Origin of the sequence: Actinosynnema pretiosum, from assembly GCF_024171695.1 — a bacterium.
GTDB classification, from domain to species: domain Bacteria; phylum Actinomycetota; class Actinomycetes; order Mycobacteriales; family Pseudonocardiaceae; genus Actinosynnema; species Actinosynnema pretiosum.
In genome coordinates this window covers 222,100-240,930 of the sequence record NZ_JAMTCF010000012.1, presented here as the reverse complement: position 1 = coordinate 240,930, position 18,831 = coordinate 222,100, and the positions used below count along the sequence as shown (strand labels likewise).

The window sequence follows — 18,831 nt, the reverse complement described above, 5'->3', positions numbered from 1 at the left end:
CCGTGCTCCGCCCGCCAGCACCGCCGTGCTCCGCCCGCCAGCACCGCCGTGCTCCGCCCGCCAGCACCGCCGTGCTCCGCCCGCCAGCGCCACCGGCCCGTTCACCAGCTCAGCCCGTGGCCTAACGGGTAAGCCACCGGCCCCGGCACGTCCACCGGGAGTCGCCCGACCGGCCGGACTTCCCCGCTCAGCACCCGTGCCACCGACTCCATCGACACCGCGCCGTACGAGTAGGTCGCCAGCCACGCCCGCGCGTTCGAGTGCGCCACGTCGTACGGGTTCTGCACCGCGACCGCCACCACCGGCTTCCCGCTCGCGACCAGCCGGTCCACCAGCGCGCGCTGCGCGGGCTGCCTGGACAGCGCGTTGGTCAGCACCACCACCGAGTCCACCCCGCCCGCCGCGGCCACCGACGAGGCGATCTGCTGCTCGTTCGGCGCCGACCCGGTCACCACGACCTGCGCCGTCGCCCCGCGCGCCCGCAGCCGCTCGGCCAGCGCCCCCGTCGACGCCTCGCCCCAGCCCGTCACCAGCACCGATCCCGGCACCCGCCCGGCCCGCACCACGCCCGCGTCGTCCCGCACCAGCGTCACCGCCCGGTCCGCCACCTCCTGCGCCTGCGCGAGCCGGTCCGGCGTGCCGACCACCGGGTTCGGCGGCACCGGCCACACCGGCAGCGCGCCGCGCAGGAACTTCATCCGCAGCACCCGCAGCACGCTCTGGTCGATCCGCCGCTCCGACAGCTCGCCCGCGCGCACCGCCGCCACCACGGCGTCGATCGCCTCGCCCAGCTTCACCGGCATGAGCAGCTGGTCGACCCCGGCCTTGAGCGCCAGCACCGGGATCTCCGCGTCGGTGTGCAGCTGCCGCACGCCCGCCATCGCCAGCGAGTCGGTGATCACCACGCCGTCGTAGCCCAGCTCCTCGCGCAGCAACCCGGTCACCACCGGCTCGGACAACGTCGCGGGCTCCCCGGACGGGTCGATCGCGGGCATCCGGATGTGCGCGGTCATGATCGAGTCGACGCCCGCCGCGATCGCCGCCCGGAACGGCTTCGCGTCCACCTCGCGCCACTGCTCCACCGTGCGGTCCACGGTCGGCAGGCTGGTGTGGCTGTCGTCGGCCGTGTCGCCGTGGCCGGGGAAGTGCTTGGCCGCCGCCGACACCGCCGTCCGCGCCAGGTGCCGCTGCTGGTAGCCGCGCACCTGCGCCGCCACCATCGCCGCCGCCAGGTCCGGGTCCGAGGAGAAGGAGCGCACCCCGATCACCGGGTTCGCCGGGTTGGAGTTCACGTCCGCGTCCGGCGCGAAGTTCTGCGTGATGCCCAGCGCCCGCAGCTCGCGCGCGGTCACCGACGCCGCCCGCTCGGCCGCCCGCTCGTCCCGGCCCGCGCCCAGCGCCATGCTGCCGGGGAACTGGGTCAGCGGCGGCCCGATCCTGGTCACGATGCCCATCTCCTGGTCGGTGGAGATGGTCAGCGGGACGCGCGAGGCGTGCTGCAGGCCGTTCGACAGCGCGGCGATCTGCGCGGGCGTGTCGATGTTGTCGTAGCTGGTGTTGTTGAAGTAGATGACGCCACCGGGGCGGTACCTGGCCACCACCTGCGCCGGGGTGTCGACGCCGAAGTCCCGCCGGTTGCCGGGGTGGACCTCGTCGGCGGACTGCCCGTGCACGTAGGTGACGAACAGCTGGCCGACCTTCTCCTCCAGCGACATGCCGCGCACCAGCGAGGTCACCGACTGCGGCGCGGGCGGCTCGGGGCGCGCGGCGTGCGCGCTCGGGAGGGCCGCGGTCGACGACGCGACCACGGCGGCGGTCAGGAGGGTGCGGCTGAGGCGGTGCACGGTGGCCTCCCCACTTCGGAAATCTCCCACGGCTTAGCTCACATGTCTCGGAAGTTACCCACGTCACGGAGGTGGGTCAACGGATCGCGTTGCGTGACCATCGTCCGGCCGCGGACCGGTCGTTCGGGAGTCCCCCGAGGTCGCCACGTTCGGGTGAACTTCGTGCCGGGCAGCCCGCTGAACCGCCCTCGGGGCCGTCCCCGCGGGGGCCGAAGCGCACAAAAAAGCGGGACCCCGTGCTCCAGCACGGGGTCCCGCTCAACGGCGCGGGCTGTCGAGTTACCAAGCGTGCAACTCGTGTCGTATCACCCTGGTCCTCGGCGTCCGGCGTCCCGGTACGCAGGCCCTAGACGACAAGCCTCCCGCGGCGTGCTGCGCGTGGGTGCTCGAAGTCCGCGCACGGAGCTCTGTCGGGGTGAGCAGGGCTTCTCTTCCGCCCCACCCCTGGCCGACCCGAGGTCCGCACTTCCTTTCTAGTGCGTGTCGGCCGTCACATCAAGGGCTCGATGGGGTGCACCGCTCCAGACGCGGAGCGTGTCCGGTCGACTTCGGCGCGGGCGCCGGGTAGTGCGGATCAGCTCCGCCGCCTCCGGCGCAGCCCGTACCAGGCGGCGCCCGCGGCGACCGTCGCGCCCAGCCCGATCGCGGTCACCGCCACCGCCGCGCCCGACGGCCGGGGGATGCGCGCCCGCAGCGACACCGGGTCGGTGAACGCCAGCACCGGCCACCCGCGCTGGGTCGCGGCCTTGCGCAGCGCCCGGTCCGGGTTGACCGCCGTCGGGTTCCCGACCGCCTCCAGCAGCGGCAGGTCGCTCACCGAGTCCGAGTAGGCGTGGCAGCGCTCCAGGTCGTAGCCGCGCTCCGCGGCGAGCTGCTTGACCATGACGGCCTTGTTCTCGCCCGCGCAGTAGAAGTCCACCTCGCCGGAGTACCGGCCGGATGACGTCACCATCCGGGTGCCCACGCTCAGGTCGGCGCCGACCATCTCGGCGATCGGGGACACCAGCTCCTCGCCCGACGCGGACACCACGACCACGTCGTGGCCCTGCGCCTTGTGGTCGGCGATGAGCTGGGTCGCCTCCTTGTAGACGAGCGGGTCGACGATGTCGTGCAGCGTCTCCTCCACGATCGAGCGAACCTGCTCCACGTCCCAGCCCGAGCACAGGGCGGTGATGTGGGAGCGCATCCGGTCCATCTGGTCGTCGTCGGCGCCCGCGAGCATGAAGACGAACTGCGCGTAGGCGCTCTTGAGCACCGCCCTGCGGTTGATCAAGCCCTCCTGGAAGAAGGGCCTGCTGAACGCGAGCGTGCTCGACTTGGCGATGACGGTCTTGTCCAGGTCGAAGAACGCGGCGACTCGGGTGCCCTCGGCGGCTGGATCGGTCACGGGGACCAGCTTAGGGGTGGTCGACCGCCGCCGAATGGAGGCGGCTGTTCGGCGTTTTACGAACCGAGTGTGGTGCGGTCTCCCGAAATTTCTGCGTCCCTCTATCGGAAGACACGCATGACTGACGTCTGTGGGGATACAGTAGAGCGGTCCGGCTCGACCGGACAGGTTCAGTCCGACCCCCCGGGACTGAACCAATGACGACCCCCGTCCCTCCCCCCTGGCGGGGGTCGTCCCATGTCCGGGGTCAGGTGCCCGCCTCCGCGAACCTGATCACCGCCCCGCTTCCCCGCCCCTCTCGGGACTTCCGCCGCGCGCGCTCGCGCGTCCGCGTCGCGGTACACCCCGACGGCTTTTCTGGCTGTTGAGCCGCGTGAGTTCTCCACAGGTCGTCCGGTTGTCCACATATTGATCATGCACCCGTTGTGTCCTTGCTCACGCGGGACGACCGTTCTCCACGTGGGCTTTGACGAGCGCGAGGAGCGGGACGTGGGGCGATCGGTGGTCCTGGTGGACGGGGCGGAGCTGCTGGACGAGGTGCTGCGGCTGGCTGCCGTCGCCGAGTGTGAGCTGGAGCGGGTGGTGGACGTGACCGCCCTGCGCGGCCGGTGGCACGACGCGCCCGTCGTGCTGCTGGACGAGCGGGCGGTGGTGGCGTGCGCCGAGGCTGGGCTGCCGCGTAGGCCGGGGGTCCTGCTGGTGTCGACCGGTCCACCGGGCGAGCCGACCTGGCCTCGGGCCGTCGAACTGGGCGTGGAGCGGGCGGTGGCGCCGGACGCCGGGTTGGTCGCGCTCCTGCGGGACGTGACCGAGGCGGCCCCGGAGGCCGGGCGGGTGCTGGCCGTGCTCGGCGGTCGGGGCGGTGCGGGCGCGTCGGTGCTCGCGGCTGCCGTGGCCAGGGCCGTCGCCGCCTCGGGCGGCCCGTCCCTGCTGGTCGACTGCGACCCGCTGGGCGGCGGCCTCGACCTGGCGCTGGGCGCCGAGACCAGCGCGGGGATGCGCTGGTCCGACCTCGACCTGTCCGGCCGGGTCCCGGCGGCGGCGCTGCGCCAGGTGCTCCCCGCGTGCGGCGGGGTGCGGGTGCTGTCCTGCGGTCGGGACGGCGAGGGGCCGGGCGCGGGCGCGGTGGCGTCCGTGGTCGAGGCGGGCCGCAGGTCGGGGCAGGTGGTGGTGTGCGACCTGCCCCGCCAGCGGACCCCGGCGGCCGACGCTGCCCTGGACCGCGCCGACCTCGCCGTGCTCGTGGTGCCCGCCGAGGTGCGCGCCTGCGCGGCTGCCCTGGGCGTGGCCCGCAGGCTGGCCGAGCGGGGCGCGCGCACCCGAGCGCTCGTGCGGGTGCGCGCTTCCGGCGGCCTGAGCGCCCAGGAGGTGGCGGCGGCGGTGGGCGTGCCGCTGCTGGCCAGGATGCGCGGTCAGCGCCAACTGGCCACGACCCTGGACCGGGGCCGCTTCCCGACGTCGACCCGAGGCCCACTCGCGAAGGCGGCGACCAGGGTCCTGGAGGTGCTCCGTGCGGGCTGATCGTGCGCCTGACCGGGTGAACGCGCTGCTCATCCGGGTGGAGATCCTGCACCGCTGCCGTCCGGCCGCGCCGCTGGACCGGCGGGGTGGCGGCCGGTGCTGTTCCGGGGCGGCGCACGGCCCTGGGTGGGCTACCCGCCCGTCCGAGGATTCGCTGCCGAGCGGCTTCCCGCCGAGCGGTTCTCCGGCGACCCGTTCGGCATCGGACGGCTCGTCGCCGCGCTGTCGGGCGTTGGGAGGTTCACTGCGGTGCTGTTCGAGGCTGTGCTGTCCGATTCCGGGTCATTCGGCGAAGGGCGGTTCGGTTTCCTGCTGCCTGACGGGTGAGGGCGCCTCGGGTCCGCGTCATTCGCCGTCGAGCGGTTCGGCGTCGTGCCGTTCTGCGCGCGGTGGTTCCACGCGAGCCGGCTCGCCGCGTCATTCCTCGGTTTGTGGGGACGCGGGTATGGCGGCGCACGTGCGTCCCGCGTCGCGCGAATGTCCCGCGTTCACGGCCGCGCACCCTTATTTCCTCAGCGGTTGGATTCCACGATCGGTGCGCGGATTCCTCGAACGGGTGGTTTTTCCGCCCGCGCTCCGAGCGGGGGGAGGCCGTCGTGGGCGCTGATCTGGTGGAGCGGGTCCGCCGCAGGCTCGCCGAGGGCCGGGCCGAGCTGACCCCGTCCGCCGTCGCGGCGGCGGTGCGCGGCGAGGCGGGCGGGGTGCTCGGCGACGAGGAGGTCCTGCGCGCGATGTCCGAGCTGGGCCGCGAGTTCGCGGGCGCCGGTCTCCTCGAACCGCTGCTGCGCGCGCCCGGCACGACGGACGTGCTGGTCACCGCCCCCGACCAGGTGTGGGTCGACGGCGAGGACGGCCTGCGCCGCACCGACGTGGTGTTCCCCGACGAGCGGGCGGTCCGCAGGCTCGCCCAGCGGCTGGCCGTGGCGGCGGGCAGGCGCTTGGACGAGGCGGTGCCGCACGTGGACGGCTGGTTGCCCGGCTCGGTCCGGCTGCACGCCGTGCTGCCCCCGATCACCCGGCACACCTGCCTGTCCCTGCGCGTCCTGCGCCCGGCGACGCACGACCTGGCTGAGCTGCGGGCGAGGGGCGCGTTCAGCGCGGAGGTGGCCGACGCCCTGCGCGCCCTGGTCCGCTCCCGCACCGCGTTCCTGGTGGTGGGCGGGACGGGGTCGGGCAAGACCACCCTGCTGGCCGCGCTGCTCGGCTGCGTCCCGCACGACCAGCGGGTGGTGTGCGTGGAGGACGCGGGCGAGCTGGAACCCGACCACCCGCAGGTGGTCCGCCTGGTGGCGCGGGCGGCGAACGTGGAGGGCGCGGGCGAGGTGACCGTCCGGGACCTGGTCCGCCAGGCGCTGCGGATGCGCCCGGACCGCATCGTGGTCGGGGAGGTGCGCGGCGCCGAGGTCTGCGACCTGCTCAGCGCGCTGAACACCGGCCACGAGGGCGGTGCGGGCACCCTGCACGCGAACTCCCCGGCCGAGGTCCCCGCCCGGCTGGAAGCGCTGGCCGCGCTCGGCGGTCTCGACCGGGTGGCGCTGCACAGCCAGGTCCTCGCGGCCCTCCGAGCCGTCCTGCACGTCCGCAGGACCCCGGAGGGGCGCCGCCTGGTGGAGATCGGCGTGCTCGAGCGCGGGGAGGGCGACCTCCGCGTGGTTCCCGCCTGGCGCCACGACACCGGCTGGCTGAACCGCGCGCTGCTGGAGCCGAACCGATGACCGGGGAGGAGTCCGCCACACCGCGCTTCCGCGCCACCGCTGCCCGCAGGCGATCCGCCTCTCCCCGGTGCTGCGCTCCAGCTCGACGTTCGCGGGTGTCGGCATGAGCCTGTTGCTGCTGTCGGTGGCGGTGCTGCTCCTACCGTCCACCGCCCGAGACCGCCTGAAAGCCTTGCGCGGCAACCGGAAAACCCGCTTCACCCTCCGCCCGACCACACCGCTGGTCGTGGGGGCGGGCGCGCTGCTCGGCCTGCTCCTCGGCCCGGCGGGTGCGGTGTCGGGCGCGGTGCTGGCCTCGGTCCTGTGGCGCGCGCACCGCGCCCGAGCCGCCCAGCGCGCCGACCTCCTGGCGGCCGACGCGCTGGCGGAGGGCCTGCGCGCGTTCACCGCCGAACTGCGCACCGGCGCCCACCCGGCGGGCGCGGCGCTGGCGGCGGCGCACGACGCCGCCGAGCCCGCGGCGACCGCGCTGACCGCGATAGCGACGTCGACGGCCAGGGGAGGCGACGTGGTGTCCGCGCTGGCGGGCACCCCGGCCGCCCGCCTGGCCAGGGCGTGGCGCCTCGCGGACCACCACGGCGTGCCGCTGGCCGAGGTGCTCGACACCGCGCGCGCTGACCTGGAGCGCAGAACCGCCTTCACCAGGACCGTCCACGCCAGGATGGCGGGCCCGAGGACGAGCGCGGCGGTGCTGGCCGCGCTGCCGGTGTGCGGCGTCCTGCTGGGTCAGCTGTCCGGCACGTCACCGCTGGCGATCCTGCGCGACACCGCGCCGGGGCAAGCGCTCCTGCTGGTGGGGGCGCTGCTCCTGGTGGTGGGTCTGCGCTGGAGCGCGCGCCTGACCGGGAGCGCGGCATGAGCTTCCTCCTGCTGGCGCTGGCCGTGCTGCTCCTGCCGGGCAGGCGCTCCCCAGGCGCTCGCCTGCGCCCGCCCACCCCGCCGACCGTGAAACCGAAGCGCCCCAAGCGATCCCCACCGGACCCGCTGGCGCTGGCCGAGACCTGGGACCTGTTCGCGGCGGCGCTGCGCTCGGGCCTCCCGGTGCCGAGCGCGCTGCACGCCGTGCTGCCGGGGACCCCGCCGGGCCCGGCGGAACGCCTGGGCCAGGTCCGCGACCTGCTGGCACTGGGCGCGGACCCGGCGACGGCCTGGGACCCGGCCCTGGACCACCCGGCGACCGCGCCGCTGGCCAGGTCCGCCAGGAGGACCGCCCGCTCGGGCGCGGCGCTGGCGGACCAGGTGGCCGAACTGGCGGCGAGGCTCCGCGCGAGCGCCGCCGACGACGCGGAGAGCAGGGCCCAGCGGGCGGCGGTCCTGGTGGCTGGCCCGCTGTCCCTGTGCTTCCTGCCCGCGTTCCTGTGCCTGGGGGTGGCGCCGGTCCTGATCGGCATCGCCTCGGGGATGAGCCGATGACAGTCCACAATGGAGGATGAAGTGTTGGATGACCGAGGTGTGGCCACGCTGGAGTACGCCTTCTGCGCCCTGTGCGCAGCGGCTTTCGCGGGCGTCCTATACGTCGTGATCTCCCAGGGCTGGGCCGCGAACGCCCTGAAGACGATCCTGGACCGAGCACTGGCGGGTGCGACGTGAGCACCCGCGCCCGCCTGGACGACCGGGGCTCGGTGACCGTCGAGCTGGCGCTGACGATGCTCACCGCGCTCCTGGTCCTGGCCTGCTGCGCGGAGGGCGTGCTGACCGTGGTCGACCACCTGCGCTGCACCGACGCGGCGAGGGAAGCCGCCCGCCTCATCGCCAGGGGCGACCCGGAATCCGAGGCGAGGAGAGCGGTCGACCGCATCGCACCGGAGAACGCGACCCTGACCGTGACCAGGGAACCCGACGCGGCGACCGTGGTGGTGGCGGTGTCCTGGATCAAGGCCAGCGCCTACGCGGTTCTGGAGGACGTGGATCCGGAGGCGGGCGTTGCCGGGGGAGTGGCTGACCGGGCGCCGGGGAACCGCGACCCGCCGGTGGGGCGTGCCCCGTCGGACGACGTCCCGTTGGGCGGCTAGAGCAGATCGCTGCGCGCCACGGGAAGGCGGTGGCCGCCCAAGGGGCGGCCACCGCCTGGGGGCTGGCCTGGGGGCTGGTGGGGCAAACGTTTTCCTCTTGTCCGCGAGCGATCCGTTGAGGGGTGAATGCGAATGCGGCTCGGAGATCGGGGATCGGCCTCGGTGCTGGGCGCGGGGATGGTGGTGGTGCTGGTGTCGTTGGCCGTGCTCGGCGTGCGGTTCGGTGCGGCGGTCGTGGTGCGGCACCGGGTGGTCGCGGCTGCTGACCTCGCCGCGCTCGCTGCGGCCGGGCGGTTGGTGGAGGGCGATGACGCGGCCTGCGGGTGGGCTGAGCGGGTCGTTCGGGAGATGGGGGCGGTGCTGGAGCGGTGTTCGGTGCGCGGTTGGGAGGTGACCGTCGAGGTGTCGGGGCCCGCCAGCCTGTTCGGCACGCCCATCGGGCTTGCCCGAGCCGGTCCCTGACATTCCCTGTCTGTGACTTCCTCGCGTGCGCCCGAGTTCTGCTCGGTGGGTGCGGTTCCTGTGCCTGGGTTCGCGGTTCCCTCTCCCCTTCTCGTCCTATCCCGCCTCAGTGCGGATTCGCTGAGCCAACCGTTTGTCGCAGTTCTCGTGGTCGCGTTTCACCGCTGTGGCGCGACGAGCGGTCGTCTCGCCACGGTGAGCGGGTTCACAGTTTGGGGAATCGGGGGTTTGCGCGGGGGTGGTGGGGGTGTGCGGCGTTCAGCGCGGCGAAGTCGGTCTTGGCGCTCGCCGTGCCCGAGCGACCAGTTGTCGACTCGCGGGTTACCGAGGGGGTGGGTCGTGCCGTTAGTTCAAGTGGCGGCACCGCGAAGGTGTCGCGTCAACACCGCCCCGACGCAGAGTCGCGGTTTTCGAGGAGGCGAACCCAAGATGGAGTGGTCGGAGAGCTGGCGCGGAGCGTTCCGCATCGAGCTGCGCGCGGAGGCGGTCAACCTCGCGTGGCACGGATGGCCGGTGCTCCCCGGTACCTACCCCTCGGGTGACGGCTGGCTCGGGCGCGACCAGGTCGAGGCGAGCGGGCCCGTTCCGGTGCACGCCGACTGGCGCGAGCGGATCGGCACGCGGCCCGAGCAGGTCGCCACCTGGTGGACCGGCGGCTCCTACACGATCCTGCTCGCCACCGGGCACGGCGTGGACGCCGTCGAGGTCGGTGCCGAGCTGGGCAAGCGGGCCGCCGTCGCGCTGCGCACCGCCGGTGCGCCCGCGCCGATCGTGGCCACCCCGGACGGGCGGTGGATGTTCCTCGTGCGGTCCGGCGGTGTGGTTCGGGAGGACCTCGCCGCGCGCGGCGTCGTCCACCGGGCGCGCGGCGAGCACATCACCCTCCCGCCCTCGCCCGCGCGGCACGGGGTCGTGCACTGGCGGGTCAAGCCGCAGGTGTGCGGGTGGCAGCTGCCCGCGCCCGGCACCGTGCTCGACGCCATCGGCTCCGCCTTGGCCGTGCGTCACGAGGGGCTCGTCTCCGTCGAGTCCTGACGAGCGGCGGAAACGGCGAACGGCGGGAACGCCGAACGGCGAGCGGTAGAACGGCGAGCGGTGGGAACACCGGAAGCGCCAGAACGCCGGAAGTGCTGGGAACAGCGGGAACACCGGGGCTGGCGGGGAACGCCGGGGTCAGTGGGAACGCCGGGAACACGGCCAGAACTACGGCCGAGAGCACGAACAGCGCCAACAGCCACGGCCACGCCTAGAACCGGGCCACGGCCAGAACCAGGCCACGGCCAGAATCACGCCCTGGCCAAGGCCCAGGCCTTTGCCGGGGGCAAGACCAGCACTACCGCTGATGCGGCACCGAGGGGACCGGTACCCCCGACGTGTTCGTGCCGCCGCCGGGGACCCCGACCCCGGTGGCGGTGAAGCTGAAGAGGACCGCACCACCGTGGTGCCAGTGCCATGGCGCCACCGCTCCACCCGCAGTGCCAGCACCACCGCAGTGCCAGCACCACCCGCGAGATCAACACCTCCCGCGAGATCAGCACCACCCGTGGCGCCAGTGCCATGGCGCCACCAGCTCAACCCGCAGTACCAGCTCAACCAGTCAGGCCAGCACCACCGGTTCCACCGGTTTCACCAGCACCACCCAGCCGGTCGGGCTGGGCGTCGGGTGGCGGTTGTTCTCCCACCGCCCTGAGGACGACGTCCAGCACGGCCGCGCCACCCGCCTTGTCCAGCGGATCGTTGCCGTTGCCGCACTTCGGCGACTGCACGCAGGACGGGCACCCCGCAGGGCACGCGCACGAGACGATCGCCTCCCGCGCCGCGGCCAACCACGGGACCACCGCGGCGAAACCGCGGTCGGCGAATCCGGCTCCACCCGGATGACCGTCGTGCACGAACACCGTCGCCTCCCCGGTGTCCTGGTGCAGCGCGGTCGACACCCCGCCGATGTCCCACCGGTCGCAGGTCGCGAAGAGCGGTAGCAGGCCGATCGCCGCGTGCTCGGCGGCGTGCAGCGCGCCGGGGACGGTCGCCGGAGCCAGACCGGCGCCCCCCGGCGCGCTGCCCAGCAACGACTCGTCCACCGCGTACCAGACCGCCCGCGTGCGCAGCACCTGCGGCGGCAGGTCCAGCGGCACCTGGTCGACCACCTGGCCGGACGGGAGCTTGCGCAGGTACGACACCACCTGCGAGGTCACCTCGACCTCGCCCAGGCACACCCGCACCCCGGCGAACCGCCGCTCCTGCTCGACCCGCACCACCACGATGTCCTTCGTGTCCCGCGCGGTCGTGCTCCAGTCCGGGCGCTCCGCGCGCACCAGCGCGATCCCGGCCTCCAGGTCCAGCGAGCCCACCACGTACGACTCGCCCTGGTGCAGGTACACCGCGCCCTCGTGCACCGTCCAGTGCGCCGCCGCCGGGTCGACCGTGCCGAGCACCCGCCCGGTGTCGCCCTCCACGACCACGACCTGCTCGCCGCCCGACCCCCGGATGTCCACCTGCCCCTGCGGGCGCTCCCGCGCCGTCCAGTACCAGCCGCCGTTGGGCCGCCGCCGCAGCACGCGGTCCGCGACCAGGCCGTCCACCACCTCGCGCGCGCCCTCCCCGAACCCCGCCAGGCACTCCTCGGTCAGCGGCAGCTCGGCCGCCGCGCACGCCAGGTGCGGGGCCAGCACGTACGGGTTCGACGGGTCGAGCACGGTCGCCTCCACCGGCCGCCGCAGCACCGCCTCCGGGTGGTGCGCCAGGTACGTGTCCAGCGGGTCGTCCCGCGCCACGAACACCACCAGCGAGTCCCCGCCCGACCGCCCGGCCCGGCCCGCCTGCTGCCAGAACGACGCCAGCGTGCCGGGGAACCCGGCCACCACCACCGCGTCCAGCCCGGCGATGTCCACGCCCAGCTCCAGCGCGTTCGTCGTCGCCACCCCGAGCAGGTCCCCGCTCGCCAGCGCCTTCTCCAGCGCCCGCCGCTCCTCCGGCAGGTACCCGCCCCGGTAGGCGGCGACCCGCCCAGGCAGCTCCGGGTCCACCTCGGCCAGCGCCCGCCGCGCGCCCATCGCGGTCAGCTCGGCCCCGACCCGCGACCGCACGAACGCCAGCGACCGCGCCCCCTCGACCACCAGGTCCGCCAGGATGCGCGCCGTCTCCGCGCCCGCCGACCGCCGCACCGGCGCGCCGTTCTCGCCCTCCAGCTCGGCCAGCAGCGGCGGCTCCCACAGCGCCACCACCCGCCCGGCGCGCGGCGACCCGTCCTCCACCACCGCCTCGCACGGCTTCCCCACCAGCCGCTCCGCCGACGCCGCGGGCTCGGCCACGGTCGCCGACGCCAGCACGAACACCGGGTCCGCCCCGTACCGCCGCGCCACCCGCCGCAACCGCCGCAGCAGCAGCGCCACGTGCGAGCCGAACACGCCCCGGTACGAGTGGCACTCGTCCACCACCACGTACGCGAGCTTGCGGAAGAACCGGATCCACCGCGCGTGGTTCGGCAGCACGCCCCGGTGCAGCATGTCCGGGTTGCTGAACACCCAGTTCGCGTGCGCCCGCACCCAGTCCCGCTCGTCCATCGCGGTGTCCCCGTCGAACGAGGCCGCCCGCACCCCCGGCACCGCCAGCTCCTCCACCGCGCGGATCTGGTCCGCGCCCAGCGCCTTCGTCGGCGACAGGTACAGAGCAGTTGCCCGCCCGTCCGCCACGAGCGCGCTCAGCACCGGCAGCTGGTAGGCCAGCGACTTGCCCGACGCGGTGCCGGTCGCCACCACCACGTCCCGCCCCGACCACGCCAGCTCCGCCGCGAGCGCCTGGTGCGACCACGGCGCGGGCACCCCCCGGTCCACCAGCGCGGACACCACCTCGGGGGCCGCCCAGGACGGCCACGGGACCTCCCGCGCCTCCCGGCCGGGGAGCTCCTCGGCGTGCGTCAGCGGGGCCTCGCCGAGCGGAACCCCGGCGAGCACCCGGTCCAGCAGTCGACGTCCCTGGTTCGCCACAGGCGGCAGCTAAGCACACCGGTCCACGATCACGGCGGCTTCCTGCGTTGATAACGGTGCGTGCACGGATTGAGACGCACTGTCGCCCCCGGCCCGGAGGTGAATAGACTCCGCCGCTATCGCATCCAATGAGGGATGGATCACGTCGCGTCGGGACAGACCGGGTGTAGGCGGCCCGTGCCGAAGCGGTCGTCGAGGCACCTTCGTTGGGCTCATCACTCAACCAGGAGGACGGATGTCCCGGCAATTCCTCGCGGAGGGCATAGAGCTCTCCGGAGGTGATCGCGGCCTCGTCGCCGTGGTCGCCGTGGTCGCCCTGGCCGCTCTCGCAGTCGGAGCTGTCCTGCTCAAGGAGGTGCTGGCCGCAGGCCAGGGCACCGCCAAGATGCAGGACATCGCCAAGGCGGTCCAGGAAGGCGCTTCGGCCTACCTCAACCGGCAGTTCCGGACCCTCGGCATCTTCGTCGTCGTGGTCTTCGCCCTGCTGTTCCTGCTCCCGGCCGAGGACACCGGCGAGCGGATCGGCAGGTCGCTGTTCTTCATCGTGGGCGCCGCGTTCTCGGCGACCATCGGCTACCTGGGCATGTGGCTGTCCACGCGCGCGAACGTGCGCGTGGCCGCCGCGGCCCAGGCCGGTCAGAGCGGGCGCGAGAAGGCCATGCGGGTGGCGTTCCGCACCGGCGGCGTGGTCGGCATGTTCACCGTCGGCCTCGGCCTGTTCGGCGCCGCGGTCGTCGTGCTGGTCTACGCGGGCCAGGCCCCGAGGGTGCTGGAGGGCTTCGGGTTCGGCGCCGCGCTGCTGGCCATGTTCATGCGCGTCGGCGGCGGCATCTTCACCAAGGCCGCCGACGTGGGCGCCGACCTGGTCGGCAAGGTCGAGCAGAACATCCCGGAGGACGACCCGCGCAACGCCGCCACCATCGCCGACAACGTCGGCGACAACGTGGGCGACTGCGCGGGCATGGCCGCCGACCTGTTCGAGTCCTACGCGGTCACCCTGGTCGCCTCGCTGATCCTGGGCACGGCGGCGTTCGGCGCGCAGGGCCTGCTGTTCCCGCTGATCGTGCCCGCCATCGGCGTGGTCACGGCGGTCATCGGCGTGTACATCACCAGCGCGCGACCGGGTGAGAGCGGGCTGAAGGCGATCAACCGCTCGTTCTACATCTCGGCCGTCATCTCGGCGGTGCTGTGCACGGTCGCCGCGTTCGCGTTCCTGCCCGGCACGTTCGGCGAGCTGGGCGGGGTCAGCGCGGAGATCGCCGCCACCGAGGGCAACCCGGCCGTGATCGCCGCCGCCGCCGTCCTCATCGGCATCGTGCTGGCGGGCGTCATCCTGTGGCTGACGGGCTACTACACCGGCACCGAGCACAAGCCCGTCAAGGAGGTCGGCCGCACCTCGCTGACCGGCGCGGCCACCGTGATCCTGTCCGGCATCTCGCTGGGCTTCGAGTCCGCCGTGTACACCGCGCTGGTGATCGGCGCGGCCGTGTACGGCGCGTTCCTGCTGTCCGGCTCGGTGATCGTGGCGCTGTTCGCGGTCGCGCTCGCCGGCTGCGGCCTGCTGACCACGGTCGGCGTCATCGTCGCCATGGACACGTTCGGCCCGGTCTCCGACAACGCCCAGGGCATCGCCGAGATGTCCGGCGACGTCGACGGCGAGGGCGCGCAGGTGCTCACCGAGCTGGACGCGGTCGGCAACACCACCAAGGCCATCACCAAGGGCATCGCGATCGCCACGGCGGTGCTCGCCGCCGCCGCCCTGTTCGGGTCCTACAAGGACGCCATCGAGAAGGCGCTCGTCGAGGTCGGCGGCGTGTTCGAGGCGCAGGACTTCGTGGCGTTCACGCCGAACGTCCTGGTCGGACTCGTGGTCGGCGCGGCCGTGGTGTTCATGTTCTCCGGCCTGGCCGTCAACGCGGTGACCCGCGCGGCGGGCGCCATCGTGTTCGAGGTGCGCCGCCAGTTCCGCGACAACCCCGGCATCATGGACGGCACGACCAAGCCCGAGTACGGCCGCGTCGTGGACATCTGCACCAGGGACTCGCTGCGCGAGCTGGCCACCCCCGGCCTGCTCGCGGTGATGGCCCCCATCGCGGTCGGCTTCGGCCTCGGCGTCGGGCCGCTCGCGGGCTACCTGGCGGGCGCGATCGCCACCGGCACGCTCATGGCGGTGTTCCTGGCCAACTCCGGTGGCGCCTGGGACAACGCCAAGAAGCTCGTCGAGGACGGCCACCACGGCGGCAAGGGCTCCGACGCCCACGCCGCCACGGTCATCGGCGACACCGTCGGCGACCCGTTCAAGGACACCGCCGGTCCCGCGATCAACCCGCTGATCAAGGTGATGAACCTGGTCTCGGTGCTGATCGCGCCCGCCGTGGTGACGTTCTCGATCGGCGCGGACGCCTCGCCCGCCATCCGCTACGGCATCGCGGCGATCGCAGTCGGTGTCATCGTCGCGGCGGTCGTGGTGTCCAAGCGACGCGGCACGGTCATCGGCGAGGACCCGGTCGACCCGCCGTCGGGCACGCCCAGCGTGCCCGCGCAGGCGACCGTCACCGACCCGGTCCAGGCGCCCGCCACGGGCGGCGCCGCCTAGTCGGGGCCGCCGGGAAAGGCCCGTTCGGCAGGGGGGAGCACCACCCCGTGGTGCTCCCCCTCGGGGGCGTTCGGTGGAATGGGGGTCGAGCACCGACCACCCGCGCCTGCCAGGGAGACCGACATGAGAGCCCGCCTCGTCACCGCCGTCGCCGCCTCGGCGCTCTCCGCGGGCCTGCTCGCGGGCTGCACCGGGCAGGGCACCGAGCCGACGCCGACCACGAGCAGCACGTCCACCTCCGCCTCGCCGGAGCAGCTCGCCGCCGACTACCTGGACAAGGTGTGCTCGGCGACCTCGGCGTTCGCCACCGTCCAGAAGACCCCGCCGGGCGCGGACGTCACCGACCCCGGCAAGCGCAAGGAGCTGATGGCCACCTACATGGGCCAGTTCGGCGAGGCGTTCACCAAGAGCGCGACCGAGCTGCGCGCCGTGGGGCAGTCCCCGGTCGCGGGCGGGGACCAGGTCGTGGAGAAGATGGCGACCACCTTCACCGAGATGGCCACGGTGTTCACCGACGCCAAGTCCGCCGTGGAGCAGGCCGACGCGAACGACCAGTACGGCGGCCTCGCGCCCGCCAGGGACGCGCTGGCCAAGCTCGCGGACTTCAGCGTGCCGCTGAAGGAGGTCGAGTCCACGCCGGAGCTGGCCGCCGCCGCCCGCAAGGCCCCGAAGTGCCAGGCGCTGCGCACCGCCAGCCCGTCACCGTCCGCGACCGCCGACGCGCCCGCGCCGGAGTCCTCCGTTCCGCCGTCGACCTCGTGAGCTGACGGGTGGGTTCCCCCAGGTCAGGGGAGTCCTGCCGTGGGGGCGGTGGTCGTGGGGGTTCGCGGGCCGCGCCCGACCGGGTGCGCCGCTCGCCGGACCCTGGTCGGTGGTCCGGCGGATCGCTACCTTGTTCGAGATCAACTCACTCGTGCGGGGGTAGAAACCGTGAAGCACCACTCCGCCGTCGGGGCGCTGCTCGTCGCCGCCGTCGCGCTGTCCGCCTGCTCGTCCGGTCCCACCGACCCCGCCGCGCCCCCGTCCTCCGGGACCTCCGCGCCCGCGTCGGCCACGTCGTCCGGGACCGCTGCCGCGCCGCCGGGTGACAAGGTCACCACGTGGGTCGAGGCCTACTGCGGGCTGGTCGGCGGGTACGCCCTCGGCCTCCAGGCCTACCAGGAGAAGCACACCCAGCTGCCCGCCATCACCGACGTGGTGGAGCGCAACAAAGCGCAACTGGCGGCTTTCACGCAACTCGTCTCCGGGTTGGAGACCGATTTCACGGCGGCCGAGGGGGAGCTCGCGAAGATCGGCGTTCCGCTCGCCGGGGCCGAGGAGCTGCACGCCGAGATCATCGAGGTGCTCGGCAAGGTCAACGACCAGTTGGGGAAGGCCGAGCAGCAGGTCGCGGCGCTCGACCCCGAGGATCCCGACTTCGCCCAGGCGGTGTCCCAGGCCGGTGGCCTCGACGCCGCCAGCGCCCTGCTCGCGCACGGTGAGAAGGTCTCCGCCGTTCCCGAGCTGGAGCAGGCCATGAACACCGCGCCGAAGTGCGTCGAGATCCAGCGGAAGATCGGCGGCTGACCGGAATCCCGGCGCACGTCCACCAAAAGATCGAATTCACCGGGAAAACGATCTCTGGACCAAGCGGAAAATGATCTGTACCTTTTCGCGAGGGGAGGTTTTCACTCGCTTGGGGGTATCTTTTCCGTGAAGTTCCGCGTTTCCCTGGTCGGCGCCGCGCTGGCCTGCGCCGCCGTGCTCTCCGCCTGCTCGTCCGGCGCCTCGGGCACGGCCGCGCCCGCGAGCGGCGCCCCGGCGACCTCGTCCTCCGCGCCCTCGGCGGTCGCGCCCTCGGGGGCCGCCTCCGCGGCCCCGACCTCGGCGAGCGCGAAGTCCGGCGGCGACGGCGCCGACCCGAAGGCGGTCAGCTGGGCCGGGGAGTCCTGCGCCACCTTCAACGGCATGGTCGACCGCAGCCTCGCGATGCTCGAGGACGTCAGCTCCCGGATGGAGGGCGGCGACCTCGACGGCTACCGGACAGCGGTGCTGGACTACCTCGCGGGCACCGGGACCGCGATGGCCGGTTCGGTGAAGAAGCTGAACGAGCTGGGTGCGCCCACCGGGCGCTCCGCCGCGCTGCACGCGGAGATCGTCAAGTTCCTGGAGGGCGCGGGAGCGGAGTCCGCCGCCGCGGCGAAGAAGCTCCAGGGGCTGACCGCCGCCGACCCGGCGTTCGCGGAGCAGATGGCGGCGCTCGACCAGGGGCAGGGCGGGTCCGACGCGCTGCAGAAGCACCTGGAGAGCGCCAAGGGCGACCCGGAGCTGGCTCCCGCCTTCGCCGCCGCCGGACCGTGCCGGGAGATGGCGTCGAAGTCCGGTCAGCTGCCGGGGAGCGGCTGAGCTCAGGCTGGCGTCTCGCCGTCGCACATCCCAAGTCCCCCTGAACGGACCAACTTGGGGCACGCTGCGATAACTCAGTCGATCTTTGTCAGACCTGCTCTGTACCTTTCGGGCAGATTTTTTAACTCTTCTGGGGGTACTAGCTAGTGAAGCGTCACCTGTCCGTCACGTCCGTGCTGCTCTCCGCGACCCTCGTGCTGTCCGCGTGCAGCACGAACACCGACGGCACTGCGGCCCCCGCGGGCACCTCCGCCGCGTCCGCTGCCCCGGTCTCCGCCCAGGTCGACGACAGCGAGCGCGAGGCGCGCTGGGCGACCTCCTTCTGCACCACCCTCGGCAGCCGGGCCAAGGCGGCCCTGGAGCTGATGAAGAAGATGTTCGCGCAGGCCATGGAGGCGGGCGAGAACGTGAGCGAGGCCCAGATGCAGGCCATGCAGAAGGACCTGCTGGTCGAGTTCATGGAGGACGGCGCCAAGGAGAGCCTCGACGCCGCGAAGCAGCTGGAGGAGATCGGCGCGCCCGCCGTCGTCGGCGAGGAGTTCCACCAGCAGTTCGTCACCCTGCTCAAGACCTCCGGCGAGGAGGCCGAGGCGGCGCTGGGGAAGGTCAAGGCGCTCGACCCGGCCAGCCCCACGTTCGAGGCCGAGCTGGACAAGCTGTCCGAGGGCAGTGACGCGAAGGACCTCGTCGCGCCGCTCCAGGAGATCGGCAAGAACAAGCCCGAGCTCAACGAGGTGCTGAAGAAGACGCCCGAGTGCGTCGAGGTGGTCGAGCAGATGTCCGCCCTCGCGGGCAAGTGACCCCGCGCCCACTCGGGCGCAGGTGCGCGAAGTTCACACGAAAGAGTGAGATCGGGACGACTCGTCGGGTCGCCCCGCCCCCGCGCGGGACTGGCCGGCGTCGAACGCCTGTTCTACGCTGCC

The 18,831-nt window shown here is 73.4% G+C and carries 17 protein-coding genes; 14 read left to right on the top strand and 3 right to left on the bottom strand.

The genetic code is table 11. From position 1 onward, the window contains the following. Positions 1-101: 101 nt before the first annotated feature. Positions 102-1,844 carry a glycoside hydrolase family 3 protein gene (locus LV78_RS24860; protein ID WP_253848034.1) on the bottom strand — a complete coding sequence of 581 codons (1,743 nt, stop codon included), beginning with the start codon at positions 1,842-1,844 and terminating at the stop codon, positions 102-104. Between the two features lie 574 nt (positions 1,845-2,418). Beyond that, a complete protein-coding gene (locus LV78_RS24855; RefSeq protein WP_253848033.1) occupies positions 2,419-3,231 on the bottom strand; it encodes an HAD-IB family hydrolase in 813 nt (270 codons plus the stop codon). A 459-nt stretch (positions 3,232-3,690) separates the two neighbouring features. Here LV78_RS24855 and ssd point away from each other — a divergent pair, with 459 nt between their 5' ends. The 9 genes from ssd to LV78_RS24810 all read left to right on the top strand — a co-directional run bounded on the left by ssd (position 3,691) and on the right by LV78_RS24810 (position 9,976). Then, positions 3,691-4,752, top strand: a complete 1,062-nt coding sequence (ssd, locus tag LV78_RS24850) for a septum site-determining protein Ssd (protein ID WP_253848032.1) — start codon at positions 3,691-3,693, stop codon at positions 4,750-4,752. A gap of 96 nt (positions 4,753-4,848) precedes the next feature. Further along, entirely contained in the window at positions 4,849-5,079 is a 231-nt protein-coding gene (locus tag LV78_RS24845) for a hypothetical protein (RefSeq protein WP_253848031.1), read from the top strand. Positions 5,080-5,348: 269 nt separating this feature from the next. Further along, on the top strand, positions 5,349-6,467 hold the full coding sequence (locus tag LV78_RS24840) for a TadA family conjugal transfer-associated ATPase (protein WP_253848030.1): 1,119 nt from the start codon (positions 5,349-5,351) through the stop codon (positions 6,465-6,467). 103 nt (positions 6,468-6,570) lie between these two features. Further along, positions 6,571-7,326, top strand: coding sequence for a type II secretion system F family protein (locus LV78_RS24835; protein ID WP_253848029.1), 756 nt, complete (start codon positions 6,571-6,573; stop codon positions 7,324-7,326). Continuing rightward, positions 7,323-7,880 (top strand): type II secretion system F family protein, encoded by a 558-nt coding sequence (locus LV78_RS24830; RefSeq protein ID WP_253848028.1) that lies wholly within the window; start codon positions 7,323-7,325, stop codon positions 7,878-7,880. Before LV78_RS24835 ends, LV78_RS24830 begins: the two co-directional genes overlap by 4 nt. Before the next feature lie 24 nt (positions 7,881-7,904). Beyond that, positions 7,905-8,057 (top strand): DUF4244 domain-containing protein, encoded by a 153-nt coding sequence (locus tag LV78_RS24825; RefSeq protein ID WP_253848027.1) that lies wholly within the window; start codon positions 7,905-7,907, stop codon positions 8,055-8,057. Then, positions 8,054-8,479, top strand: a complete 426-nt coding sequence (locus tag LV78_RS24820; RefSeq protein ID WP_253848026.1) for a TadE family type IV pilus minor pilin — start codon at positions 8,054-8,056, stop codon at positions 8,477-8,479. Before LV78_RS24825 ends, LV78_RS24820 begins: the two co-directional genes overlap by 4 nt. A gap of 132 nt (positions 8,480-8,611) precedes the next feature. After that, the gene (locus LV78_RS24815; protein WP_253848025.1) at positions 8,612-8,941 is read left to right on the top strand and encodes an Rv3654c family TadE-like protein; all 330 of its coding nucleotides are present in this window, start codon (positions 8,612-8,614) and stop codon (positions 8,939-8,941) included. A gap of 429 nt (positions 8,942-9,370) precedes the next feature. Then, a complete protein-coding gene (locus LV78_RS24810) occupies positions 9,371-9,976 on the top strand; it encodes a bifunctional DNA primase/polymerase (protein WP_253848024.1) in 606 nt (201 codons plus the stop codon). A 554-nt stretch (positions 9,977-10,530) separates the two neighbouring features. Here LV78_RS24810 and sftH read toward each other — a convergent pair. Next, positions 10,531-12,927, bottom strand: coding sequence for a DEAD/DEAH box helicase (gene sftH, locus LV78_RS24805; RefSeq protein WP_253848023.1), 2,397 nt, complete (start codon positions 12,925-12,927; stop codon positions 10,531-10,533). Between the two features lie 235 nt (positions 12,928-13,162). Here sftH and LV78_RS24800 point away from each other — a divergent pair, with 235 nt between their 5' ends. The 5 genes from LV78_RS24800 to LV78_RS24780 all read left to right on the top strand — a co-directional run bounded on the left by LV78_RS24800 (position 13,163) and on the right by LV78_RS24780 (position 18,708). Next, on the top strand, positions 13,163-15,523 hold the full coding sequence (locus LV78_RS24800; protein WP_253848022.1) for a sodium-translocating pyrophosphatase: 2,361 nt from the start codon (positions 13,163-13,165) through the stop codon (positions 15,521-15,523). A 123-nt stretch (positions 15,524-15,646) separates the two neighbouring features. Continuing rightward, on the top strand, positions 15,647-16,285 hold the full coding sequence (locus tag LV78_RS24795) for a hypothetical protein (protein ID WP_253848021.1): 639 nt from the start codon (positions 15,647-15,649) through the stop codon (positions 16,283-16,285). Between the two features lie 168 nt (positions 16,286-16,453). Then, positions 16,454-17,089 (top strand): hypothetical protein, encoded by a 636-nt coding sequence (locus tag LV78_RS24790; RefSeq protein WP_253848020.1) that lies wholly within the window; start codon positions 16,454-16,456, stop codon positions 17,087-17,089. A 126-nt stretch (positions 17,090-17,215) separates the two neighbouring features. Beyond that, positions 17,216-17,908, top strand: coding sequence for a hypothetical protein (locus tag LV78_RS24785; RefSeq protein ID WP_253848019.1), 693 nt, complete (start codon positions 17,216-17,218; stop codon positions 17,906-17,908). Positions 17,909-18,054: 146 nt separating this feature from the next. Continuing rightward, positions 18,055-18,708 carry a hypothetical protein gene (locus tag LV78_RS24780; RefSeq protein WP_253848018.1) on the top strand — a complete coding sequence of 218 codons (654 nt, stop codon included), beginning with the start codon at positions 18,055-18,057 and terminating at the stop codon, positions 18,706-18,708. Positions 18,709-18,831 lie beyond the last annotated feature (123 nt).